Annotated in this window: 19 protein-coding genes; 12 read left to right on the forward strand and 7 right to left on the reverse strand. The window is 66.7% G+C overall.

The genetic code is table 11. The features are described from left to right. Nucleotides 1–119 precede the first annotated feature (119 nt). Nucleotides 120–950 carry an urease accessory protein UreD gene (locus ACJJV6_RS09700; protein WP_407710423.1) on the forward strand — a complete coding sequence of 277 codons (831 nt, stop codon included), beginning with the start codon at nucleotides 120–122 and terminating at the stop codon, nucleotides 948–950. After that, entirely contained in the window at nucleotides 950–1,999 is a 1,050-nt protein-coding gene (locus tag ACJJV6_RS09705) for a HoxN/HupN/NixA family nickel/cobalt transporter (protein ID WP_407710424.1), read from the forward strand. Before ACJJV6_RS09700 ends, ACJJV6_RS09705 begins: the two co-directional genes overlap by 1 nt. 86 nt (nucleotides 2,000–2,085) lie before the next feature. Here ACJJV6_RS09705 and ACJJV6_RS09710 read toward each other — a convergent pair whose 3' ends face one another. Next, on the reverse strand, nucleotides 2,086–4,062 hold the full coding sequence (locus ACJJV6_RS09710) for an adenylyl cyclase (protein WP_407710425.1): 1,977 nt from the start codon (nucleotides 4,060–4,062) through the stop codon (nucleotides 2,086–2,088). 290 nt (nucleotides 4,063–4,352) lie between these two features. On the opposite strand from ACJJV6_RS09710, the gene ACJJV6_RS09715 reads away from it, so the two are divergent. From ACJJV6_RS09715 to ACJJV6_RS09740, 6 genes are all read left to right on the forward strand, one after another. Beyond that, nucleotides 4,353–5,645 (forward strand): ABC transporter substrate-binding protein, encoded by a 1,293-nt coding sequence (locus ACJJV6_RS09715; protein WP_009358781.1) that lies wholly within the window; start codon nucleotides 4,353–4,355, stop codon nucleotides 5,643–5,645. 2 nt (nucleotides 5,646–5,647) lie between these two features. Next, on the forward strand, nucleotides 5,648–6,640 hold the full coding sequence (locus ACJJV6_RS09720) for a carbohydrate ABC transporter permease (RefSeq protein WP_407710426.1): 993 nt from the start codon (nucleotides 5,648–5,650) through the stop codon (nucleotides 6,638–6,640). Further along, entirely contained in the window at nucleotides 6,637–7,554 is a 918-nt protein-coding gene (locus ACJJV6_RS09725; RefSeq protein ID WP_407710427.1) for a carbohydrate ABC transporter permease, read from the forward strand. Before ACJJV6_RS09720 ends, ACJJV6_RS09725 begins: the two co-directional genes overlap by 4 nt. Next, complete coding sequence (locus ACJJV6_RS09730) at nucleotides 7,551–9,035, forward strand: glycoside hydrolase family 1 protein (RefSeq protein WP_407710428.1); 1,485 nt, start codon at nucleotides 7,551–7,553, stop codon at nucleotides 9,033–9,035. The genes ACJJV6_RS09725 and ACJJV6_RS09730 overlap by 4 nt, the downstream gene beginning before the upstream one ends. Beyond that, entirely contained in the window at nucleotides 9,035–10,087 is a 1,053-nt protein-coding gene (locus ACJJV6_RS09735; protein WP_407710429.1) for a LacI family DNA-binding transcriptional regulator, read from the forward strand. The genes ACJJV6_RS09730 and ACJJV6_RS09735 overlap by 1 nt, the downstream gene beginning before the upstream one ends. 282 nt (nucleotides 10,088–10,369) lie before the next feature. Then, a complete protein-coding gene (locus ACJJV6_RS09740) occupies nucleotides 10,370–11,824 on the forward strand; it encodes an MFS transporter (RefSeq protein WP_407710430.1) in 1,455 nt (484 codons plus the stop codon). Between the two features lie 2 nt (nucleotides 11,825–11,826). Here the strand turns inward: ACJJV6_RS09740 and ACJJV6_RS09745 are convergent, their stop codons facing one another. The 6 genes from ACJJV6_RS09745 to ACJJV6_RS09770 all read right to left on the reverse strand — a co-directional run bounded on the left by ACJJV6_RS09745 (nucleotide 11,827) and on the right by ACJJV6_RS09770 (nucleotide 18,877). Next, nucleotides 11,827–12,279 (reverse strand): DapH/DapD/GlmU-related protein, encoded by a 453-nt coding sequence (locus ACJJV6_RS09745; protein ID WP_407710431.1) that lies wholly within the window; start codon nucleotides 12,277–12,279, stop codon nucleotides 11,827–11,829. Between the two features lie 100 nt (nucleotides 12,280–12,379). After that, nucleotides 12,380–14,659 carry a maltose alpha-D-glucosyltransferase gene (gene treS, locus ACJJV6_RS09750; protein WP_407710432.1) on the reverse strand — a complete coding sequence of 760 codons (2,280 nt, stop codon included), beginning with the start codon at nucleotides 14,657–14,659 and terminating at the stop codon, nucleotides 12,380–12,382. A gap of 148 nt (nucleotides 14,660–14,807) precedes the next feature. Beyond that, complete coding sequence (locus tag ACJJV6_RS09755) at nucleotides 14,808–15,467, reverse strand: GntR family transcriptional regulator (protein ID WP_407710433.1); 660 nt, start codon at nucleotides 15,465–15,467, stop codon at nucleotides 14,808–14,810. Between the two features lie 112 nt (nucleotides 15,468–15,579). Further along, complete coding sequence (locus ACJJV6_RS09760; protein WP_407710434.1) at nucleotides 15,580–16,611, reverse strand: transketolase family protein; 1,032 nt, start codon at nucleotides 16,609–16,611, stop codon at nucleotides 15,580–15,582. Next, nucleotides 16,611–17,504 (reverse strand): transketolase, encoded by an 894-nt coding sequence (locus ACJJV6_RS09765; protein WP_407710435.1) that lies wholly within the window; start codon nucleotides 17,502–17,504, stop codon nucleotides 16,611–16,613. The genes ACJJV6_RS09760 and ACJJV6_RS09765 overlap by 1 nt, the downstream gene beginning before the upstream one ends. Before the next feature lie 35 nt (nucleotides 17,505–17,539). Then, the gene (locus ACJJV6_RS09770; RefSeq protein WP_407710436.1) at nucleotides 17,540–18,877 is read right to left on the reverse strand and encodes an MFS transporter; all 1,338 of its coding nucleotides are present in this window, start codon (nucleotides 18,875–18,877) and stop codon (nucleotides 17,540–17,542) included. A gap of 181 nt (nucleotides 18,878–19,058) precedes the next feature. Between ACJJV6_RS09770 and ACJJV6_RS09775 the strand changes: the two genes are divergently transcribed. From ACJJV6_RS09775 to ACJJV6_RS09790, 4 genes are read left to right on the forward strand one after another with little or no spacing between them, the layout of a single operon-like run. Next, the gene (locus ACJJV6_RS09775) at nucleotides 19,059–19,883 is read left to right on the forward strand and encodes a sugar phosphate isomerase/epimerase (RefSeq protein WP_009358772.1); all 825 of its coding nucleotides are present in this window, start codon (nucleotides 19,059–19,061) and stop codon (nucleotides 19,881–19,883) included. 35 nt (nucleotides 19,884–19,918) lie between these two features. After that, nucleotides 19,919–20,692, forward strand: coding sequence for an SDR family NAD(P)-dependent oxidoreductase (locus ACJJV6_RS09780; protein ID WP_009358771.1), 774 nt, complete (start codon nucleotides 19,919–19,921; stop codon nucleotides 20,690–20,692). 41 nt (nucleotides 20,693–20,733) lie between these two features. Next, on the forward strand, nucleotides 20,734–22,485 hold the full coding sequence (locus tag ACJJV6_RS09785) for a dihydroxyacetone kinase family protein (RefSeq protein WP_407710437.1): 1,752 nt from the start codon (nucleotides 20,734–20,736) through the stop codon (nucleotides 22,483–22,485). After that, a complete protein-coding gene (locus ACJJV6_RS09790; protein ID WP_407710438.1) occupies nucleotides 22,482–22,973 on the forward strand; it encodes an RpiB/LacA/LacB family sugar-phosphate isomerase in 492 nt (163 codons plus the stop codon). Before ACJJV6_RS09785 ends, ACJJV6_RS09790 begins: the two co-directional genes overlap by 4 nt. The last annotated feature ends 14 nt before the right edge of the window (nucleotides 22,974–22,987 follow it).

Genomic DNA, 22,987 nt, shown 5'->3' on the forward strand with positions numbered 1-22,987 from the left:
CCGCGCCTAAGGCGTTCATCGCACCTGGGCCTGCGCCCGCGGGTGATAGGGGCCGTGCCCGCTTCGCGGTGCCCGCCACGCCGCGGCCCCTATCACCCGCGTCCGCTGATCGGCCCGCGATGGGCCGGTTGGAGCTTCGGGTCGCCGTGCGTGGCCAGCGCTCGGTTGCCGTGCACCAGTATCATCAGGGCGCCCTGAGAGTTCTTCGGCCGCACTACCTGGATGGCTCCGGGCAGGTTTGTTATGTCATGGTCAATCCTGGCGGGGCGTATTTGGGGGCGGACCTGTACCTCGTTGATGTGGAAGTTGGGGATGGGGCTGACCTGCTGTTGACTACCCAGTCCGCCACGAAGGTCTACCGGACTCCGGGGTCGTTTGCCGAGCAGCGGATGGACCTGCGGCTGGGGGAGGGGGCGCGGCTGGAGCTGATGCCGGACCAGCTCATCGCCTACCGCGAGGCCAGCTACCGGCAACGCACCTCCGTGACCGTCCGGCCGTCGTCGTCCCTGGTGATGGCCGAAGTGGTGACGCCGGGCTGGTCGCCGGATGGAGCGGGCTTCCGGTACCAAGAGATCCGGCTGAGAAACGAGATCCGGGTCGAAACGGACGAAGGAACCGACCTGCTGGTGCTGGACAACCTGCTGATCCGTCCGCCCGCGGGCGATGTGACAGGCCTGGGGTTCATGGAGGGCTACAGCCATCTGGGATCGCTGGTGGTGGTGGACGCCCGCGTGGACCAGGCGCTCGCCGACGAACTGCACGCGCTCACAGCCGGACACCACGCCCTGGCCGGTGTCTCCCTCACCCGCCCCGCCGCCGGAACCACCGGCCTGGTCCTGCGTGCGCTGTCCAACAGCACCGGGGAACTGAACTTCCTGCTTGCCGGCTGCACCAACCTCCTGCGGGAACGCTGGCAGGGGCAGGGACCGCTCAACCTGAGGAAGCACTGATGACCGCCCTGACAACCATCACCGCGCTGTATCGGGAGCGGGAGACGCTGCCGCTGCGGACCCGGATACTGTTCACTTTCGGTGCCGTGGCCGCCCTGCACGCCGCCGCCGTCGTTCTCCTGCTCTCCGGAAACGCCGGCGCGGCAGGGACGGAGGCACTCACCTGGGGCCTGGTCTTGACCGCCTACCTGGCCGGCGTAAAGCACAGCTACGACTGGGACCACCTGGCCGCCATCGACAACTCGACGCGGAAGTTCGTTGCGCAGCGGCAGGACCCGGTCAGCGTCGGCTTCGCCTTCAGCCTGGGGCACAGCTCGGTGGTGGCGCTGGCCGGGGTGCTGGTCATCGCGGGCGCGGCCGTGGTGGGTGAATTCATGGCGGAGGGGTCCACCGGGAACCTGGTCCTCGGGCTGGTGGGCAGCGGCGTGTCCGGCCTGTTCCTGCTGGCGATGGGCCTGTTCAACGGCTCCGCGTTCGCCCGGACCGCGAAAGCCTACCGACGGGCACGCAGGGGCGCCGCCGTCGATCCGCGCGACCTGGAGCCCCAGGGACTGGTGGCCCGGCTCCTTGCCAGGCCGCTGTCCCAGGTGCGCCGGCCGCGGAACATCTACGTGATCGGCTTCCTCTTCGGGCTCGGCTTCGACACCGCCACCACCATCGGGCTGCTGATGATGACGACGGCGGCATCGCTGGCCGGGGTGCCGGCGTTCACCCTGCTTGCCCTGCCGCTGGCGTTCGCTGCCGCCATGACGCTCTGCGATTCCCTCAACGGCATGGCCATGATGCGGATGTACCGCTCGGCACTGGACGACCCCCAGCGGAAGCTGGGCTTCAATGCGCTGGTGACCGGGATTTCGGCCGTGTCCGCGCTGTTCATTGCCGTGGTCACGCTCGGCGGCTTTGTCCATGCCGCGTTCGCGCTGGAGGATCCGGTGACCGTGTGGCTCGGCTCTATTGACCTGGGCGACGCCGGCCTCCTGCTGGTGGCGCTGCTGCTGGCGGTGTGGGGTGCGTCGGCGCTCCGGGAGCAGGGCATTCGGAAAGGGTAATAATTCTCGGTGATCCCGGAACTGCAAGGTGCGGTGCCTGCCGGATGGCCTGCACCGCACCTTCAGAATTCCGGCTCAGAAGCTGCCTAGCCGCCGAATTCCGGGACGTAGCTGGGAACCCCGACGGCGTCCGTGGAAACCGGTGCGCCGGTGTCATTGATGACGTGGTCCAGCGTGCCGGCTCCCAGGTTGACCGTCAGCAGGCTGTGCAGCTTCACGCCCGGCGTCACCGGCACCTCGAAGCCGCGGGTCGCGTGGATGGTGGGGTCCACGTTGTTGTAGACATAGCTACCGCCGCCCCACAGTTCGTGGGCTTTGACGGTGTCTGCGATCTTGTAGCCGGCCCAGCCCAGGACCCCATCGTGCTGCCAGGCGGCCTGGTTGGGGGCGTCATAGGGAAGTTCATTCTGGAAGAAGATGGTCTTGCCGTTTTCGCCGTTCCAGATGACGTTGTACTCCTGGTAGTGCTCCACGAACAGGCCTGTGGCAGTGACGTTGTCGCCATTGATGATCACGCCGTTTTTACCGGTGTTGGTGGTCCATCCCACGCCGTTGCCGTGGTCTGCACGCCAGGCCCAGATGTGGTCCAGGAGGACGTTGTCGCTGTTGACCTCGAGGCTGTTTGACGCCTTGCCCACGTGGGGACCGCCGATGCGGAAGAACACGTCGTGGAGCGTGGTGGGGTTGGCCGGATCGCTGCGCACGGAAGAGTTGGCGGCGCCGCTGCCCTCACCGTCGCGGTCCTTGCCGATCCGCAGCAAGGCGGGTGAATTGACCTCGCCGGCATCTATCGTGACTGCGGCGATGTCCACGCCGGGAACATCCGCGACAGTCAGCGGGACGGCTCCGTTGAGCGCCGTAAGGGTGGCGATTCCCATCCCGAGGACGACGGTGTTCTCCCGTTTGACTTCGATGCTCTCAGCAATGCCGTAGACCCCCGGGGTGAGCAGGAGATTCTTGCCGCGTGCCAGCTGGGCGTTGATGGTCTTGGCCGAGTCCGAGGGGGTGGCCACGTAGAACTCGGACAGTGGGAGGCTGCGGCCCGCCGTCGGGCCGTTTTCCCAGGTGGTTCCTGACGAGTCCGTGCGGACGGACGGAACGAACACACTGTACCGGCCGTCGCCGTCCACCGTGAGGTAGGGCTTCTCACGGCTGATGGGAGTGCTGGCCAAGGTGGTGTACGGCGGGTTTGGGAAAGACTGCGCCGGCGCCCCGTCCACTCCGGAGAAGACCTGGTTCCAGACCCCGTTGGACCAGTTGCCGATGCTGCTGTCGCGCACGAAGTACTGCTGCTGCGACCCGTTGATGACGTCGCCCGTCTTCGAATCGGAAATGAAGCCGCCGCTGGCGTACTGCGGTCCGGCGGTGCAGTAGTCCATGAGGGAGAGGTTGCCGCCGGTGATGTTGACCCGCCGCATGGGCGACGCCTGCGAGGCCGCCCAGAAGTTGGCCGAGCTGCGGCAGCCCTCGAGGCCCATGACGTTGATGGTGAGGTTGGACAGGGACCGCCAGAAGTTGTTCAGTGCGATGCAGTTCTCCGCGGTGAGGCAGCGGTTGTACACGTCCACGTGCCCATTGATGGTGACGTCCGTGGGAGAAGCCCCCAGGCCCGCAACCTCCGTGGAATAACCCACCTGGATGATGAGCGGCTCCGCCGCGGTGCCGTAGGTTCCCGGCTTGAACAGCAGTGAGTAGCGTTTTGAGCCCATTTCGTCGTCCGCCTGCTGTGCGGCGATGGCATCAACAGTTGCCTGGATTTCCGCCACGGGCATGCTGGGGTCGAAGATCCGGACGTTGGGGCCGAAGTCCGGCTCCGTGCCCTCCGGAACAGCCGGAGGAGCAGCGGGAAAAGCAGCCAGTGCGGGGGCCTGGGGTGCCGATGCCTGGGTTGCGGCCGGTGCTTGCGGCGCGACCGGCGCAGCGGCGGCCAGGCCTCCGCCGCTGCCAATCAGCCCTGCAAGGAGGACCATCGTGCCGGCGGCCCGGCGGCCCTTCGTACGCCGCACGTGGGGGTGGTCCGGGCGGTCGGCGCGTGGCGGATGGGGAGGGTGGGCTAGCGGCATTGCTGGTCCTGTTCGTCGGTGGGATGCAGTGAGACGGCTGGACGGCGGCGAAAATGATGGGCCGTGGGAGCGCTCTCGTCGGGGAAGCGTAACACCGTGACGAAGCACCGGCAAGGGTAGGGTGGGAGCGCTCCTACTCTTCCTTGACAAGTCGCTGTGAGGTGGGACACCATGTGGTGAGAGCGCTCCCACCATGGACTGCCACCCTGTCCAGCCCGGCTGCTCCCCCTCCCGCCTCCGGCCGTCCATGCGGACCGACGGGGCATCTTTTGACGAAGGAGTCTTCCCCTGTGAAAAACCCCAGTAAGTTCTCCGTGCTCTCGGCTGCCGCCGCCTGCCTGGCCCTGTCCCTGACGGGCTGCGGATCCTCATCCGCAGAGAAGGCCGGCGTGAACGGCGCCACCGGATCCGAGCCCGTGACGCTCACGGTCGGAACGTTCAATGAGTTCGGCTACGAGGCGCTCTTTGAGGAATACGAGGCGCTGAACCCGAACGTGACCATTGAGCACAAGAAGGCGGCAACCACCAACGAAGCACGGGACAACCTCACCACCCGCCTGGCCGCCGGCTCGGGGTTGTCCGATATCGAGGCCGTGGAGGTTGACTGGCTCCCCGAACTCCTGCAGTACCCGGACCGTTTTGCGGACTTGAGCGACCCTGCAGTGGAAGGCCGCTGGCTGGACTGGAAGGCCGAGGCCGCCACCACCGACGATGGCAAGCTTCTTGGCTACGGCACCGACTCCGGCCCCGAGGCCGTCTGCTACAACGCCGAACTGCTCAAGAAGGCCGGCATGCCCTCCGAACGCGGGGAAGTGGCCAAAATGCTGGGCACCACCTGGGACAGCTACTTCGAAGCCGGTAAGGCCTTCAAGGCCGCCAGCCCGGATTCCGCCTGGTTCGACTCCGCAGGGGCAATCTACCAGGGCATGAGCAACCAGCTGGAAAAGGTCTACGAGGAGGAAGACGGCACCGTCATCGCCACGGAGAACCAGAAGGTCAAGGACACTTATAACCAGGTCCTGAAAGCCTCTACCGAGGACGGGTTGTCCGCCCACCTCAGCCAGTGGAGCGATGACTGGGCTTCCGGCTTCCAGACGGGTGCCTTCGCCACAACCCTCTGCCCGGGCTGGATGCTCGGTGTCATTGAGGGCAACGCAGCCGGGGTCACCGGCTGGGACGTGGCCAACGTCTTCCCCGGCGGCGGCGGAAACTGGGGCGGCTCCTACCTGACGGTTCCCACCCAGGGCGAGCACCAGGCGGAGGCCAAGAAGCTGGCAGGCTGGCTGACAGCCCCCGAGCAGCAGATCAAGGCCTTCACCGCCAAGGGCACCTTCCCCAGCCAGAAGGAGGCGCTGGAAAGCAGCGAGCTGCTCGGCCAGACGAATGCGTTCTTCAACGGCGCGCCCACGGGCCAGATCTTCGCCGAACGTGCCAAGGCTGTTGAGGTCACGCCTTTCAAGGGAACCAAGTACTTCGCCATCAATGACGCCATGCAGCAGGCCCTTACGCGTGTGGACGTTGACAAGTCGGACGACGCCGCTTCCTCCTGGGAGAAGTTCGTCGCCGCCGTGAAGTCCCTCTAGGCATGGCTGTCACCGACCGGGTCAAGCCCCGGAGCGCCGGGCGTCCGCCCCTGCCTCCGGCGGACGCGAAGGGTGTCCGGCGCCTGGCTTTCTCGCAGCAGGCCTCCAAGTGGGACGTGAAAGTGTCCCCCTACCTCTACATCTCACCGTTCTTTATCCTGTTTGCGCTCACGGGGCTCTTCCCGCTGGTGTACACGGCATGGGTTTCCCTGCACAACTGGAACCTCATTGGCGGGCAGGGCAAGTTCACGGGCCTGGAAAACTACGCCTTCGTTGTGGCCCAGCCCTACTTCTGGAATGCGGTGGGCAACACCTTCAGTATCTTCATCCTGTCCTCCGTTCCCCAGGTTGTCATCGCCCTGGTGATCGCGGCGGTGCTGGATGCGAACCTGAGGGCAAGGACGTTTTGGCGGATGGGTGTCCTGGTCCCGTTCGTCGTTGCGCCGGTGGCGGTGGGCCTGATCTTCAACAACCTCTTCGCGGACCAGTTCGGGCTGATCAACGAGATGTTGAAGGCGGCAGGGCTGGACCCGGTCCGGTGGCATTCCGACTCGGTGGCCAGCCACCTGGCCATCGCCTCCATGGTCAACTTCCGCTGGACCGGCTACAACGCGCTGATCTTCCTCGCAGCGATGCAGGCCATCCCGCGGGATGTATTCGAGGCGGCAACGATCGACGGCGCCGGCCGGCTGCGGCAGTTCTTCTCCGTCACTGTTCCCATGCTGCGGCCCACGGTGATCTTCGTGGTGATCACCTCCACCATCGGCGGCCTGCAGATTTTCGACGAGCCGCGGGTCTTTGACCAGTCCGGCCTGGGCGGCGCGGACAGGCAGTGGCAGACGCTGACCATGTACATATGGGAACTCGGCTGGGGCCAGCGCAACTTCGGCAGGGCTTCTGCCGTGGCGTGGCTGCTCTTCCTGATCATCGTCCTGATCGCCCTGCTCAACTTCCTCATCACCAAGCGCATCGCAAGCCAGGGAGGCCGCAAGTGAGCTCCATTCCCATGATCGAGCAGACCGCCGGGAAGGGGGCCGCCCGGGTGGCAGCGCGGCGGGGACCGGGTGCCAGGGGTGGCAGGTCCGCCCACGGAAGTGCCCGCGGGCCCGGCTTCCTTACCTACGGATTCCTGGGTGCCGTCCTCCTGGCGTCCCTCTTTCCGCTCTATTGGTCCTTCCTGGTGGGCAGCCATGACAACACCGTGCTGAGCCGCGGCATCCCGCTGCTGCCCGGCGGGAACTTCCTGGCGAACGCAGCGAAAGTCTTTGACAGCATTCCGTTCTGGAAGGCGATGGGCAACAGCCTCATCGTCTCGTGCGTGACCGCGGCATCCGTCGTCGTGTTTTCCACCCTTGCAGGATTCGCCTTTGCCAAGCTCCGCTTCCGCGGCAGCAAGGGGCTGCTGGTGTTTGTCATCGCAACCATGGCTGTTCCTACCCAGCTCGGCGTGGTCCCGCTGTTCATCGTGATGTCCAAGCTCGGGTGGACCGGCTCGCTTTGGGCCGTCATCGTCCCGGGCATTGTTACGGCCTTCGGCGTGTTCTGGATGACCCAATACCTGCGTGACGCCCTTCCGGATGAACTCATCGAGGCCGTGCGGATGGACGGGGCGTCCATGATCCAGGCGTTCTGGCACATCGGATTTCCGGCGGCCCGTCCGGCTGCCGCCATGCTCGCGCTGTTCACCTTCGTGGCCACCTGGACGAACTTCTTCTGGCCGTTCATCGTCCTTGACCCGTCAAACCCCACCCTCCCGGTGGCCCTGCAGTTGCTGCAGGCGGCCCACTTCGTGGACTACTCCGTGGTCCTGGCCGGCGCCGTCCTGGCCACCATCCCGCTCCTGCTTCTGTTCATCGCGGCAGGCCGGCAACTCGTATCTGGAATCATGCAAGGAGCAGTCAAAGGATGAGTCCCACCCAACGTACGTTTCCGGAGGGTTTTCTCTGGGGCGCGGCAACAGCCGCCTACCAGATCGAAGGCGCAGCACACACCGATGGCCGGCAGGACTCCATCTGGGATGCGTTCGCGCGGCTGCCCGGGGCCGTGGCGGACGGCCACAACGGTGACGTGGCCTGCGACCACTACGTGCGCTACAAGCAGGACGTGGCGCTCATGGGCCAGCTGCGTATGAAGGCCTACCGGTTCTCCACGTCCTGGGCCCGCTGCATGCCTGACGGCGTCACGCCCAACCCGGACGGGATCGCGTTCTACTCCCGCCTGGTGGATGAGCTGCTGGCTGCCGGAATCACACCATGGCTGACCCTCTACCACTGGGACCTGCCCCAGGCACTGGAAGACCAGGGCGGCTGGGCCAGCCGGGACACGGCATACCGCTTCGCCGACTATGCGGCCCTCATGAACAGCGTGCTGGGGGACAGGGTCCGCATCTGGACCACCCTCAACGAGCCGTGGTGCTCCGCGTTTCTCGGCTACGCGGCGGGAATCCACGCGCCGGGCCGGCAGGAACCCCGGTCCGCCCTTGCTGCTGCACACCACCTCCTGCTCGGCCACGGCCTGGCAGCCGGGGAACTTCGCCGGCGGGACGCCGAGGCATCGCTGGGCATCACCCTGAACCTGACCGTCGCCGATCCACGCGACCCGGCCAGCAACGGTGACCGGGACGCAGCGCGGCGGATCGACGGCCAGTTCAACCGGATCTTTCTCGACCCGCTGTTCCGGGGGGAGTACCCGGCCGACCTCCTGGCGGACGTTGCCCACCTGGGAATGGCTGACCTGATTCAGGAAGGGGACCTGGACATCATTTCCACGCCCCTGGACCTGCTCGGCGTCAACTACTACCACGGGGAATCCCTCACGAAGGACCGGGCAGACCCCCGGGAACAGGCGGCGCCGGAAACGACGTCGGTTCCGGGACAGGCAGCCCGCCCGGTGTCCTCCCCGTTCGTGGCTGCCGACGGCGCGCGGTCGGTGCCCCGTGGCCTTCCGGTGACGGGAATGGGCTGGGAAGTCCAGCCGGAGGGGCTGCGGCGCCTGCTCAACCGGCTGCAGGCAGAGTACACGGGCCCCGCCGGAATCCCCGTCTACATCACCGAGAACGGTGCAGCCTACGATGACGTCCCGGACGGAGCGGGCTTCGTGGACGACCAGGACCGGCTGGGGTTCTTCGCAGCCCACCTCGATGCTGTCCATGGCGCCATCGCGGACGGCGTGGACGTCCGTGGATACCTGGCCTGGTCCCTGCTGGACAACTTCGAGTGGTCCTTCGGCTACCACCAGCGCTTTGGCCTGGTCCGCGTGGAATATGCCACCCAGGAACGCATCCCGAAGGCCAGCGCCTTGTGGTACTCCGAGGTGGCGGCTTCCAACGCCATTCCGGCCGGCAGCAACGCCGTGTCGCCGGCAGGGCAGGGTGTCGTATTGTCGGTGTAATGAACGAAAAGTCCCGCCGCTCCGCCCTCCTGCAGGCAGGGCGGCCCAGCCCCACGCTCGAGGACCTCGCCACGGCGGCCGGAGTGTCCCGCTCCACCGCGTCCAGGGCGATTAATGGCGGACTGAAGGTCAGCCCGGAGGCCCAGGCCGCCGTCGACGCCGCAATCGTTGCCCTTGGTTACACACCAAACCGTGCGGCCCGGAGCCTGGTCACCAGGCGCACCGGATCCATTGCGCTGGTCATCCCCGAACCCGATGCAAGGGTGATGATGGACCCCTTCTTCGCCGCCGTCATCACCGGCGTCAACGAGGCCCTCAGGGACACTGACATGCAGCTGGTGCTGCTGATGTCCCGGGCGGGGGACGATTCCGCCCGGACCATGCGGTACCTGCGCGGCGGGCACGTCGACGGCGCGATCGTGGTTTCGTTCCACGAGGCGGACGGCTGGGCGGAGACCCTCGGCACCACCGGCCTGCCCACAGTCTTCATCGGCAGGCCGTGGGCCGCGGGCTTCGGTGTCCCTTACGTGGACCTGGACAACCGCGAGGGCGGCCGGCTCGCCGCCCGGCATCTGGCAGCCATCGGCCGCACCCGGCTAGGTACCGTGGCAGGACCCGCCGACATGACCGCGGCAGTCGACCGCCTGGACGGATGGATGCAGGGCATCCGGGAAGCGGGACTGCAGCCCGGTCCGGTCATCCACGGGGACTTCACGACGGGGGGTGGCGCCGAAGCGGCACGCAACCTTTTGGCGGACGCACCGGAACTTGACGGAGTTTTCGCCGCCTCGGACCTGATGGCGCTGGGTGTCATTGAAACGGTGCGGGGAATGGGCCGGAGGGTTCCGGAGGATGTCGCCGTCGTGGGGTTCGACAACCATTCCCTGCTCGCCGCCAACGGCTTGGGCCTCACCACGGTGACCCAGCCGATGGTGGATATGGCCGTGACGGCAGGGCAGCTCCTGATCCGCGCGATCGAAAACCCGGACCAGCAACTGGAACCGGTGATCTACCCCGCCGAGCTGGTAATCCGGGAAAGCACCCGGGCGTGATGCGAGATCGATGATTATTACGCGAGGAGTTGCTTCTATTGCAACAGTCCTGAGGCGGACTAACCACGCGGAAAATGGAGGCTCAGGTCACAACCGGGGTGCCGGGGCGGCCGGGCTGCCTTTGCCTTTCTGGCACAATACTTACCAGCCTCCCCTGGGGGATTCCGGTGTCACCGCCGGTACTCCTGCCGATCCGTCATCCGGTACATAGACAGGACGAAGATGCTCGAACCGTCGAAAGAACAGCGCTCAGTGCGCCCAAAAACTGCCCGAAGATTGAGGGTGGATGACTGCATCGTGGTTGATAAGGGCGAACTGCGGAAGGCCCAGGCGGGCGCAGGCGTCGGAAACTTCATCGAGTGGTACGACATCGGGGTCTACGGCTATCTCGCGGTGACCATGACTTCTGTCTTCACGGAGGGCATGGACGAGCGGATGGGGCTGCTTGTCACGCTGCTGGGTTTCGCAGTCTCGTTCATCGTGCGTCCCCTCGGCGGAATGATCCTTGGCCCGCTGGGCGACAGGATCGGCCGCCGCAAGGTGCTCTTCGCCACGATGGCCATCATGGCCGCCGCCACCACCGGAATTGGGCTGTTGCCCACCGCAGGCGAGGTGGGACTGTGGGTCATCATTCCCCTCTACTTTCTGAAGATGCTTCAAGGGTTCTCCACCGGCGGAGAGTATTCCGGTGCCGCCACGTACATCTCCGAGTTCTCGCCCGACAAGAACCGGGGTTTCATGACCTCGCTTCTGAATTCGGGATCCATGCTGGGGTTCGCCGCAGGCGCCAGCATGGTGGCCGTCACCACGGCCGTCACCACTTCCATGTGGGGCAGTTCCGCCATGCTGGACGGGGGCTGGCGGATCCCGTTCCTGATCGCCCTGCCCCTGGGCATCGTGGCGATCGTCCTCCGCCGCCGCCTGCCGGAATCGCCGAGCTTCGAAGTGGCCCACGTGAAAGCCGGTACCCAGGAGGTCGACCCCATTTTTGTCCGGCATAACCTGCCAAACATCATTAAGCACTACTGGCCGCAAATCGTTATCGGCTGTGCCCTCATTGCCGCCGACGGCAGCTCCGGCTACATGCTTACGAGCTACATGCCTACCTACCTGGAAACGCAGGTTGGATCGGACGCTGTGCATACGGCCATTGCCGCTGTGGTGGTGCTGGTCCTCCTGGCCGCCATGATTCCACTCGTGGCACGCCTTTCTGACCGCATCGGCCGGCGGCCCATTTATGCCGTGGCGACTATCGGCAACCTGGTCCTGCTGGTTCCGGCGTTCGCCCTGATGCAGCTAGGGACGCTGTGGTCGATTTACCTGGCAATGTTCATGGTCGCGCTGCCGTGCGCCTTTTTCCTGGCGCTGACCGCCGCCGTCATGTCCGAGCTGTTTCCCACCGCGTCGAGGTTCGGTTCTGTGGGCGTCACCCACAACCTCTCCATTTCCATCTTCGGCGGTACTACGCCCCTGGTCAGCCAGATCCTGGTCGAAACAACGGGCAACCTGTACGCCCCGGCGTTCTATGTCATGTTCTTTTCCGCGGTGGCGCTGGTGGCCCTGGTGAAGATGCGTGAGACCGCGGCACGCCCCCTCCTGGGATCGGTGCCTGTGGTCACCAGCCGGGCCGAGGCGGAAAAGCTGGTGGCGGGCCAGGACTCCGATGACCGGATCGACACCTCCACCATGATGCTGACCCAGGAACCTGCGCCGTCCGAGCCTGTCGGCGCCCGCTAAGCTCAGGCGGCGACACTGCCTTTGCTCCTGCGGTGTTGCCGGTGCCTGGCACGGGCTGCGGCCGGCGTGCGGGCGTCAACGAGCACCTGCTCGCCGTCCGCCACCATGGCGTCAGCTTCCAGGTGGACACCATGCTCGATGAGCACGCTGGATCCGATCCGGGAGTGGCTGCCAATGTGCACGCGGTTTCCGATGACCGTGCCGCGTCCGATGCGCACGCCGTCGCCGATCACTGTCCGGTCGCCGATGGTGGCATCACGGTCAATCCAGCTGCCGTGCCCGATCCGGCACCCGTGTCCGATCCGCGCACCGTTCTCGACGTACGTCATGGATCCGATGCGGGTGCTGTCGGCAACCGTGGCGCCCGGAGCCACCAGGCCGCCACCATTGGCACGCCGGACGTAGCGGGTGACCTTGCCGGCGTCGTCCTCAACTGATTCAAACTTCGCGTTCATGAAATCCCTCAGTACCGTGCGGTAACTTACCGTACAGTCAGTTAACGGTCCGGAACCCAAACAGATTCCCGCGCTAGCCGTAAGCACGCCGGCGCCGGTATCAGTCGTCCGCTGGGGCCGGCTCTGCTTCCGTCAGCAGCAGTGCCGTCCCCTGGAAGGCCGGCAACTCCAGGAAGAAGCTGCCCAGGTCATCCACCTGGCCGATGGACTCGCCGCTGAACAGGTCCTGCACCGTGGAGCCCGGCACCAGGTGGCTTGACTGGATGCTGCCGGCCACGTCCTGGTCGGAGAAGTTCAGCACCGTGACCTCAAGCGCGCCGCTTCCCAGCCTGGTCACCTGGACCAGCAGCCCGCGGTGGGACACGTCGGGGACGTCGACAAGGGTGCCGGTGGCGATGCCGTGCTCCTCCCGGACAGCCAGGACCCGCTGGAGCCGCCGGGCAAACGAGTTGGAGTCCTGCAGCTGCTCCGGCAGCCCACCGTACAGGCTGCGTGCCCGCGGCATGCCCGAGGATGACGACTTCGCATCCGGGCTGGTGCCCATGATGTCGTGGGCGCCGCGGTTGATCCAGCGGGTGTCGCCCTGCGCCGTCAGCTCGGCAACGCTCTCCCGGTCAAGGGCGGTGATCCCGGCAAGGTCCCAGCCGGACAGGGCAAAGACGCCGGGCTGCAGGGCGTTGTACATCGCCAGCAGGATATGGGCGTCCCGGACCTTCGCTTCCTGCTCCGGCGTGATGGACTCCGGATCCCGGATTCCCAGCGCCGCCATGATGAAGCTCACCGTGGTGCAGGCAATGCCGTTGGTGGTGAACACCGCGTTGTAGGGGCCGTTCTCCCCGGTCAGGCGCTCGCGCATGGTCTGCTGGACCTTCTCGGCCAGCTCGGCGCCCGTGAGCTCCTCGCCGGCAAGCTCGAACATCTCGTCCCGGTGTCCCGAGGCGAAGTGCATCAGCTCATAGGTGAGTTCGTCATGGTTCTGCAGCGCGTGGACCAGTGACGCCTGGTCCACGCCGATTTCCATGGACAGCCGCATCGTCAGCCGCAGCAGCTCGGTGTCTGCCGTGACCAGCGCGTAGTGGTAGGCGGGCCGGGTGATGAAGTCGTAGGACAGGTCAGGGCCGGCTTCGGACGTTGCCTTGATGTCGTCGATGGTCAGGTTGAGCTCCTGGAAGGAGAACCCGCCCACCTTGCGGATCATGGAACCGATGAGCTGGTTGGCAGCCTCGGACAGCGGGTGTCCCTCGGACCAGCCGGGCTGTTCCTCGGCACTCTTTTCCACGCCCAGGAATCCGTTGGCATCCAGCCGCAGCGCCCCGGTGCCCAGGTCGAGCAGCGAGTGCAGGGCATCGCCCACCACCAGGCGCATCCCGGCGAAGGTGGGGTCCAGCCAGTTGATGGACGGCTGGCCGGCCTTGAAGTAGTGCAGGTAGACCCAGCGGCGGGTCTTGCCCGTCGTGTCCACCACCGGGCGGGTGGCGCTCCAGTTGGTTTCCTTGACGCCGGGCTCGTAGAAAATCACCCGCTGCAGCCGGCCGATGATGTATCCGGCCTTCTGCAGCGCCTGTTCGGATTCCGGGCTGAGGTTGACCGAGTCCTGGCCGTCGGGGACATCCGGCAGCAGGTGCCAGTCCTCTTCGGGGATGTCCACCATGTGGTAGATCCCCGGGTAGTCCCGGAAGTTCATTTCGGCGAGGCGGAAGTCCGCGCCCTTGCCGGTGTGGCCCGGCACGATGTCGTCGATGATGGTGCCGCCGTGGTCCGCGGCCACCTCGCACATCCGGCGGAATTCCTCCTCCGTCCCGAAGACGGGGTCGATGGCCATGCTGATCCGGTCGAAGTGGCCGTCAACGCTGGGCGTCTGGGTCCAGCCGCTGATGCCGCCGGCCAGCTTGACCGGGCCGGTGTGGATGGCGCGGATACCGATCTCGCTGAAGGCGTCCCACATGTTCTTGTCGCCGAGGGCGCTGAGGAAGGATTCGCCGGGCCGCGTGATAAAGGACAGCGGATACGCGGTGAACCACACCGGCGCGCGCTCGACGGCGGCACGCGGGTTCGGGTGCGCATACGAGTTCTGCCACATGCTGGCCTGCCCGGAGAGCTGCCGCGCAAGGGTATTCGCGTCGCCGAGCATTGCCTGGTTCCGCAGCCACTCCACGTAAGCGGTGTTGCGGCCGTCGAACTCGAAGGACGGCCGGGTGGCGAGGTACTGCCGCCGGCGGGCAATCGGCCGGAGCGCCTTGGGCCGGGCAGGGTAGAACTGTTCGTCGTAGGTGATTTCCGGCTCTGCTGCCGGTTCGGCCTCGGCCGGAACTGCCTGTTCATCCTCGCCGGCAACGGTGTCCGCTTCAAGAAAACCGTCGCTGGCACTGACTTCCCGCATAGATTCCTCCTACAGGTTGTTCCCGTGGTCCCTGGGCATCATTCCAGGTCACCCTGCTCCTGCCAACGTACCCCAGAGGGCCGGGAGTATTCGCGCGGAGGGAGCAGCCGGCGCCAAAAAAGACGCCGGCACACCAGGCCCGCGGGAGCTAGGAGACGAGGTTTGCGGCCGCCGTGTCCATGTGCTCGAGGATGGTTTTTCTGGCCAGCGCGGCGTCCCCGGTGTCGATGGCGGTGACGATGTCCCGGTGCCGGTCCACGCTCATGTTGCTGACGCCCTTTTCCAGCCCGGCGAACATGATGGACATCCGGATGGAGCCTTCCAGGGACTCCCAGGAGTGCAGCAGCGTCTCGTTGCCGGTGAGCCGGCAGAGGGTGCGGTGGAATTCGAGGTCGGACTCGATCCGCTCCTCCAGGGTTCCGCTGGCGGCCGCGCCCATCGCGTCGATGGCCTGGTGCAGGGAGTCCGTGACCTGCTGCCGGTCAGGCAGTTCACACAGGGTCCGGGCGGCGAGGGACTCCAGGGCGGCGCGGACCGCGTAGATGTCGCGGATTTCCTTTTCGTCCAGGTGGCGGACGGAGAGCCGGCCGCGGGGACCTGCGGATACCAGGCCTTCCTGCTCCAGCTGGCGGAGGGCTTCGCGGAGCGTGCCGCGGCTGATCTGAAGCATCTCGGACAGCTCGGTTTCCACCAGGTGGCGCCCTGGTTCCAGTTCGCCGCTGGTGATGGCGGTCCTCAAGGCCGAGAGTGCCTGCTCGCGCAGGCTCTTCTTTTGCAGTCCCAGCAGCGGGGCGGTCAGTCCGGCCATGGTCTCTGTCCTCAATGTTGTACGTTGACTGTTTACAGTCGGTGGTCTGATAGTACGGCAGAAAGCACGGCTCCGGCCTGGACCGGAACCGTGCTTTTGCCAGGGCAATGATTCAGCCGAGTTCGGCGAGCACCTTCGCCACGATGCGGTCGGTGGCCAGGCCGTAGCGGTCGTGCAGGGTGGGCAGCGCGCCGGCGTCGAGGAACTGGTCCGGCAGCGCGACCGGCACCACGCGCTTGCCAAGGCCTGCGGTGACGACGGCGGAGGCGACCGTTTCGAACAGGCCGCCCACCACGGAGTGGTTCTCCAGGGTGACGGCGAGCCGGTCCGTGTTGACCTCCTTGAGGACGGTTTCGGCGTCGAACGGCTTGATGGTGGGGGTGTGCACGACGGCGACGTCCACGTTGTGTGCCGCCAGCACCTTGGCCGCCTGGAGGGCGCGCATGGTCATCAGCCCGGAGGAGATGAAGACAACGTCGTTGCCGCCGCGCAGCACCTTGGCCTTGCCGAGTTCGAACGTGTAGCCGTATTCGTCCAGGACGGTGGGCACGTTGCCGCGCAGCAGCCGCAGGTAGGTGGGCCCCTCCGAGGCTGCGAGCTGCGGCACGGCCTGCTCGATGTCCACCGAGTCGCAGGGGTCCACGATGGTCAGGTTGGGCATGCCGCGGAAGATCGCCATGTCCTCGGTGGCCTGGTGGCTGGGACCGTATCCGGTGGTCAGGCCGGGCAGGCCGCCCACGATGTTGACGTTCAGGTTCGGTTCCGCCGCGTCCAGGCAGAGGAAGTCGTAGGCGCGGCGGGCGGCGAACACGGAGTAGGTGGACGCGAACGGCACCAGCCCGGTTTCGGCCAGGCCGGCCGCTGCACCGAAGAGCAGCTGCTCGGCCATGCCCATCTGGAAGAACCGCTCCGGGAAGGCCTTGGCGAAGATGTGCATGTCCGTGTACTTGCCCAGGTCCGCGGTGAGGCCAACGATCTTGTCGTTTTCCTGCGCGGCCTTCACCAGGGCGTGGCCGAACGGGGCAGGCGCGGTCTTCTGGCCGGGATCGGCGAAGGACGCGATCATCGCCGACGTCTTCAGCTTCGGCTTGGCAGGTGCTGAAGCGGCTGCTGTGGTGTTGGGTGCCTCCGTGGTGGTGCTCATCAGGCAGCCTTTCCTTCATATCCGGCGGTGAGCTGCTCGCGGCAGATCTGCCATTCGTTCTCTTCGATGCGCATGAAGTGCGCCTTCTCGCGGTTCTCGAGCAGCGGCACGCCGCGGCCCACCTTGGTGTCGCAGAGGATCACCGAAGGACGTCCGACGGCGGCGGCCTGGGCGGCTGCGTTGTCGAAGGCGGCCAGCAGCGCGGCGACGTCGTTGCCGTCCACCCTCTGGGTGTACCAGCCAAACGATTCCCACTTTTCGGTGACCGGTTCTGTGCGGAGCACCGTGTCAGTCTTGCCGTCGGCCTGCAGGGCGTTAATGTCCACCATGGCGGTGAGGTTGCCCAGCTGGTGGTGGTGCGCGCCCATCGCCGCCTCCCACGTGGAGCCCTCGTCCAGTTCGCCGTCGGAGAGGAAGTTGAACACCCGCGAGCCGGAGCCCTGGTAGCGCAGTCCCAGGGCCATGCCGACGGCGATGGTCAGCCCGTGGCCCAGGGAACCGCCGGAGATTTCCATGCCCGGGGTGTAGGTGGACATGCCGGACATCGGCAGCCGCGAATCGTCCGAGCCGTAGGTTTCGAGTTCCTCCACCGGGACGATCCCGGCCTCGGCGAGGGCGGCGTAATGGCCGATGGCGTAGTGCCCGGTGGAGAGCAGGAACCGGTCCCGGCCCTCCCAGTGCGGGTCTGCGGCGCGGAAGCGGAGCTGGTCCCCGTACGCCGTGGCGAGCATGTCCGCGGCGCCGAGAGCCTGGCCCACGTAGCCCTGGCCCTGCACCTCACCCATGTTCAGGGCGTGGTGCCGGATCCGGTACGCGGCTGCGCTGATCTTTTCGATGCGCTCCTGCGTCACCTGGCTTTCCGCAGCCCGGTCCTGGACGGTCTCTACTGGCATTGCTGACTCCGTTGATGTTTCGTGCGTGACGGTCATTAGACGCTTACGGTGTTGGGCGTGCTTTTGGTGGCTTCATCCGCCAGCTGCCGCTCCCGCTTGCCCCAGGTTTCCCGCGTGGCGACGGCGGCCCACAGGCCTACAGCGGCGTAGAGGCCGAAGAGCAGTGCCGGGCCCATCCAGCCGAAGCTGACGAAGAGCAGGGTGGTGACGAACGGGGTGAAGCCGGAGACCATGGCGGAGATCTGGTACGCCAGGCTGGCACCGGAAGCGCGGGTCTTGGCCTGGAAGAGCTCGGGGAACCAGGCACCCTGGGCGCCGGCGAGGGAGTTCTGGCAGACGGCGTAGGAGATGGCGATGGTGGCGATGACGAAGAAGAACAGGCCGGTATTGACCATCAGGAACATCGGGACCGCGAACAGGACGGCGAACGCGCAGGACCAGATGTAGACGGGACGGCGGCCAATCCTGTCCGTCAGGCGGGCCCAGGCTGCGGTGGCGAAGATGCCGATGAAGGATGCGATGCAGAGGGCGACGAGGGTCTGGGTCTTGTCCGCCAGCTGCTCGGTGTGCAGGTAGGAAATCATGTAGGTGATGGACACGGCGTAGCCTGCAGTCTCGGCGACGCGCAGGCCGATGCCGCGGACGATGTTGCGCCAGTCGGTCTTGATGACCTCGACGATGGGCGACTTGACGATGTCGCCGCTGTCCTTGACCTCGTCGAAGACCGGGGACTCGGGAACCTTGGAGCGGATGATCAGGCCGACCACCACCAGCACGATGCTGGCCAGGAACGGAACGCGCCAGGCGAGCTCGCCGCCAAGGTTCACGCTGACCAGGAAGACCAGGTTGGCCAGCAGCAGGCCTACCGGGAAGCCGGCCTGGACGATGCCGGTGTACTTGCCCTTGGCCTTCCACGGTGCATGCTCGTAGCTCATTAGGATGGCGCCGCCCCATTCGGCACCGAACGCCAGGCCCTGCACGATCCGGACGAACACCAGCAGGGCGGGGGCCAGCAGCCCGACCTGGCTGTAGGTGGGCAGCAGGCCGATCAGGAAGGTGGCCACACCCATCAGGATCAGCGACGTGACCAGCACGGGCTTGCGGCCCACCTTGTCGCCGAGGTGGCCGCCGATGATGCCGCCCAGTGGGCGGGCCGCGAAGCCGACGCCCAGCGTGGCGAAGGCGGCCAGCGTGCCCGTGACCGGATCGCCGGTGGGGAAGAAGGCAGTGCCGAAGTACAGCGCGGCGGCGGTGCCGAAACCAATGAAGTCATAGGTTTCGATGACTGCGCCCACACCGGAGCCAATGGCAACGCGCTTGGCGTCCTTGGTTCCGTGAACCGGACCGCGCATGTTCAGAGCATCTTTGCTCATGGTGGTTCCCTTTCGGAGAGCGGCTGAAGGGGGAGTCGCCGCTGTCGACGGTTAACAAATGATAGACCCAGTGTGACCGTCGTCATGCTCAATGTCAACAGTCGACTTCAGGGGTTGACTGTTGACAGTGAATCCGCATACTGTGGTCGGCATCACTACTGCACGAACCAAGGGATCAACGATGTTCCATTCCAGACTCGGGTGCTCATCCATCAGCTTTCGGCACCAGGAGCTCGCCACTGCGCTGTGCACCATGGCCGGACTGGGGTTCGAGGAAATCGACCTGGGCGCCCTGCCCGGTGTCTGCGACCACGTCCCGTACCAGCTGGACGCAGCCGCCGTTGCCGCCGTCTCGGAAACCGTCCGGGCATCCGGCCTCCGGGTGCGTTCGGTGAACGGAGACATCGGGGACCTGAACGCCGTGCTCGACGGCGACGGGCGGGCAGCACGGCAGGGCCACCTTGACGCCCTGCTCACCCTGGCGGCAAACACCGGCGCCAAGGCCCTCGTCCTGCCGTGCGGCGCGCTGGACCACAACCCGGTGCGCAGCGTCGAAGCGGACCTCGACCGCATTGCTGCCGAGCTCACGGGTGCGGAACGGCGGGCGTCGGAGTTCGGCGTCGAACTCTGGACCGAGTCGCTGCACTTCCTCCGGTTCTGCTGGAACCTGGACCGCGCGGGACAGCTGGCCGACCGGCTGGCGGGATCCAGCGTCGGAATCGTGATGGACTTCAGCCACGTCACGGCCGCCGGCGAAGACATCCAGGCCTACCTGGACCGGCACCGCGGCCGCATCAGCCACGTCCACCTGCGCGACGCCGTGCCGGGAAACATCAACCTCAGCATCGGCAACGGCGTAGCCGATTTCGCCGGCGGCCTGAAGCGGCTCGCCGCGGACGGGTACACCGGCCACTACTCCCTCGAACTCGAGACGCGGGACGTCACGCACGACGAGCGTCCCGCCGCGGCAGCGAAAGCTGCCAGCTTCATCACCGACCTTCTCTAAGGCACAACCCACCACCAGCCACAAGGAGTACCACCATGAGCACCATCCAGCGCACCGCAGTCCTCACCGGGGCCACCTCGGACCGGGGCATCGGCCTCACCACCGCACGCCGCTACGCCAACGAAGGCTGGGCAGTGGTAATCCTGGACCTCGACGGCGAGAAGTCCGCCAAGGTCGCCGCCGAAATCGGCAACGAATTCAACGTCCCCGCCTTCGGACACGAGATTGACGTCGCCAGCGAAGCATCCGTCACGGCTGCCCAGGCCGCCGTCGCAGCCGAAGTCGCCGCAGGAAACCTGCCGCCCGTCGGGGCACTGGCGAACATCGCCGGCATCACCTCGCCCGTGCCGTTCCTGGAGACCACCCTCGAGCTGTGGCACAAGGTCATGGACGTCAACGCCACCGGCACCTACCTGGTCACCAAGGCCTTCCTGCCGGGCATGATCGACAACGGCTGGGGCCGCATCGTCAACATGTCCTCCGTCTCCGCCCAGCGCGGCGGCGGCGTCTTCGGCAAGGTTCCCTACTCCGCCGCGAAGGCCGCCATTCTTGGCTTCACCAAGGCCCTGGCCCGCGAGCTGGGCACCACCGGTGTCACCGTCAACGCCATCACCCCGGGCGCGGTGGACACCAACATCCGCGTGGGCAGCACCGAGGAACAGGAAGCCGCCATCAACGCCGGCATTCCGCTGGGCCGCAACGCCACCACCGAAGAGGTCGCCGCAGCCATCACCTTCCTCTCCTCCGAGGACTCCGCCTACCTCACCGGCACCACCCTCGACATCAACGGCGGAAGCCACATGCACTAACAGCCCTGCCAGCGAAACATCCGGACGCCAGAGAGCCCACCATGACAAAGATTTTCAACGACCCCTCCGACTTCGCCGAGGAAGCCCTCGCAGGTTTCTGCGACGTGCACGCCGGCCTGGTGCGCCAGGTCCCCGGCGGCGCCGTCCGCCGGTACCGGCCCACGCAGCCCAAGGTTGCGGTGCTGGCCGGCGGCGGCTCCGGGCACTACCCGGCTTTCGTCGGACTGATCGGACCCGGCTTCGCTGACGGCGCCGTGGTGGGCAACATCTTCACCTCACCCTCCGCCCAGCAGGCCTACTCGGTGGCCAAGGCGGCCGAGTCCGGAGCCGGCGTCGTCTTCACCTACGGCAACTACGCCGGCGACGTGATGAACTTCGGCATGGCCAGCGACCGGCTGGCCGCCGAGGGCATCGCCGTGGAAAACGTGCTGGTCACGGACGACATCGCCAGCGCCCCGCCGTCGGAAGCCGGCAAGCGCCGCGGCATCGCCGGGGACTTTCCCGTCTTCAAGGTGATGGGTGCCGCCGCCGAGCGCGGTGACCGCCTTGCGGAGGTGGTCCGGCTGGGCCGCAAGGCGAATGACCGGACCCGGACCATGGGCAGCGCCTTTGCAGGCTGCACCTTCCCGGGCGCCGAAACGCCGCTGTTCACCCTGCCGGAGGGGCAGATGGGCCTTGGCCTGGGCATCCACGGGGAGCCCGGCCTGCATGACACGGACCTGCCGTCCGCCAGGGAGCTGGGCCAGGAACTGGTGTCGCGGGTCCTCGCCGAAACTCCGGCGGGGGCGGGGGAGCGGATCGCCGTCATCCTCAACGGGCTGGGCTCCACCAAGCACGAGGAGCTTTTTGTCCTGTGGGGCACGGTGGCGCCACTGCTGCGCTCGGCCGGGTACACGCTGGTGATGCCCGAGGTGGGGGAGCTGGTGACCAGCCTGGACATGGCGGGCGTTTCGCTCACCGTCACCTGGCTGGACGACGAACTGGAACCGCTGTGGGTTGCGCCGGCCGAGACCCCGGCCTACCGCCGCGGCAACGCGGCCCGGGTTTCCGGCGCAGACACCGCGGCGGAAGCGGCCGACGCCGGAAAGGCCTCGGCGGCGTTCACCGCCACGGACGCCTCCCGCAGTTACGCCTTCCTGTGCGCCGCGGCCATCGACGCCGCGCGTGCTTCGCTGCACGAGGCTGAGGAGCGGCTGGGCCGCATGGACGCCATCGCCGGCGACGGCGACCACGGGCGGGGCATGGTGCGCGGGGTGGATGCCGCTGCGGCAGCCGCCTCCGCCGCGCTCGGCCAGGGCGCCGGTGCCGGCGACGTCCTGGCTGCCGCCGGGGACGCCTGGGCTGACAAGGCCGGCGGAACCTCGGGTGTCCTGTGGGGCGCCGGACTGCGTGCCTTCGGCGAAACAGTGGGGAATTCGGCTGTTCCTTCGGCCACGGACCTCGCCGCCGGTGTCACCGCGTTCGCTGACCGGATTGTCCAGCTGGGCAAGGCCGAGGTGGGCGACAAGACCATGGTGGACGCGCTGCTTCCGTTTGCCGGCAGCCTTGCCCGCCTCGTCGGCGAAGGCATGGAACCCGCTGCCGCCTGGCAGGAAGCTGCCCGCGTCGCCGCCGCGGCTGCCGCGGCAACGGCGGACCTGCTGCCGCTGAAGGGACGCGCCCGGCCGCTCGCGGAAAAGAGCCTGGGCACCGCGGACCCCGGAGCAACATCGCTGGCCATGGTCTTCGGCGTGATGGGTCCGCACTTCACTGCCGTTCCGGCAGCACAGGAAACCGTTGGAGCAAAAGCATGAACAAGGAAGGACACAGCATGGGACTGCGCGTCATTGTCGGTGCCGACGAGGCAGGGGTGGACTACAAGGACCGCGTCCTGGCAGACCTCCGGGAGGACCCGCGGATCAGCGAAGTCATCGATATCGGGGTCAACCTGTCCGACGCCCCGGACGCCTTCACCAGGCCCTACCCGTACGTGGGCATCACCGCCGGCGAAATGATCCGCGACGGCGCCGCCGACCGGGCCATCCTCTTCTGCGGAACCGGAATCGGCGTGGCCATCGCTGCGAACAAGGTGGAGGGCATCCGGGCAACGGCAGCGCACGACTCGTTCTCCGTGGAACGCTCCGTCCTGTCCAACGACTGCCAGGTCCTCACCATGGGCCAGCGGGTGGTCGGCATCGAACTGGCACGCCGGCTCGCGAAAGAGTGGATCGGCTACACGTTCGACCCGGCCTCGGCATCCGCGGGCAAGGTCAAGGTCCTGACCGACTTCGAGGCCTGCTAGCCGGGCACGCGGGA

Origin of the sequence: Arthrobacter nitrophenolicus (assembly GCF_045833485.1) — a bacterium.
In the GTDB taxonomy this organism is placed as follows: domain Bacteria; phylum Actinomycetota; class Actinomycetes; order Actinomycetales; family Micrococcaceae; genus Arthrobacter; species Arthrobacter nitrophenolicus.

Excerpts from the sequence above, each read along its gene's own strand:
- ACJJV6_RS09705 (WP_407710424.1), top strand. The coding sequence starts at position 950 with ATGACCGCCCTGACAACCATCACCGCGCTGTATCGGGAGCGGGAGACG.
- ACJJV6_RS09735 (WP_407710429.1), top strand. The coding sequence starts at position 9,035 with ATGAACGAAAAGTCCCGCCGCTCCGCCCTCCTGCAGGCAGGGCGGCCC.
- ACJJV6_RS09775 (WP_009358772.1), top strand. The coding sequence starts at position 19,059 with ATGTTCCATTCCAGACTCGGGTGCTCATCCATCAGCTTTCGGCACCAG.
- treS (WP_407710432.1), bottom strand. The coding sequence starts at position 14,659 with ATGCGGGAAGTCAGTGCCAGCGACGGTTTTCTTGAAGCGGACACCGTT.
- ACJJV6_RS09790 (WP_407710438.1), top strand. The coding sequence starts at position 22,482 with ATGAACAAGGAAGGACACAGCATGGGACTGCGCGTCATTGTCGGTGCC.
- ACJJV6_RS09745 (WP_407710431.1), bottom strand. The coding sequence starts at position 12,279 with ATGAACGCGAAGTTTGAATCAGTTGAGGACGACGCCGGCAAGGTCACC.
- ACJJV6_RS09700 (WP_407710423.1), top strand. The coding sequence starts at position 120 with ATGGGCCGGTTGGAGCTTCGGGTCGCCGTGCGTGGCCAGCGCTCGGTT.
- ACJJV6_RS09755 (WP_407710433.1), bottom strand. The coding sequence starts at position 15,467 with ATGGCCGGACTGACCGCCCCGCTGCTGGGACTGCAAAAGAAGAGCCTG.
- ACJJV6_RS09760 (WP_407710434.1), bottom strand. The coding sequence starts at position 16,611 with ATGAGCACCACCACGGAGGCACCCAACACCACAGCAGCCGCTTCAGCA.
- ACJJV6_RS09780 (WP_009358771.1), top strand. The coding sequence starts at position 19,919 with ATGAGCACCATCCAGCGCACCGCAGTCCTCACCGGGGCCACCTCGGAC.
- ACJJV6_RS09785 (WP_407710437.1), top strand. The coding sequence starts at position 20,734 with ATGACAAAGATTTTCAACGACCCCTCCGACTTCGCCGAGGAAGCCCTC.
- ACJJV6_RS09765 (WP_407710435.1), bottom strand. The coding sequence starts at position 17,504 with ATGCCAGTAGAGACCGTCCAGGACCGGGCTGCGGAAAGCCAGGTGACG.
- ACJJV6_RS09730 (WP_407710428.1), top strand. The coding sequence starts at position 7,551 with ATGAGTCCCACCCAACGTACGTTTCCGGAGGGTTTTCTCTGGGGCGCG.
- ACJJV6_RS09720 (WP_407710426.1), top strand. The coding sequence starts at position 5,648 with ATGGCTGTCACCGACCGGGTCAAGCCCCGGAGCGCCGGGCGTCCGCCC.
- ACJJV6_RS09710 (WP_407710425.1), bottom strand. The coding sequence starts at position 4,062 with ATGCCGCTAGCCCACCCTCCCCATCCGCCACGCGCCGACCGCCCGGAC.
- ACJJV6_RS09770 (WP_407710436.1), bottom strand. The coding sequence starts at position 18,877 with ATGAGCAAAGATGCTCTGAACATGCGCGGTCCGGTTCACGGAACCAAG.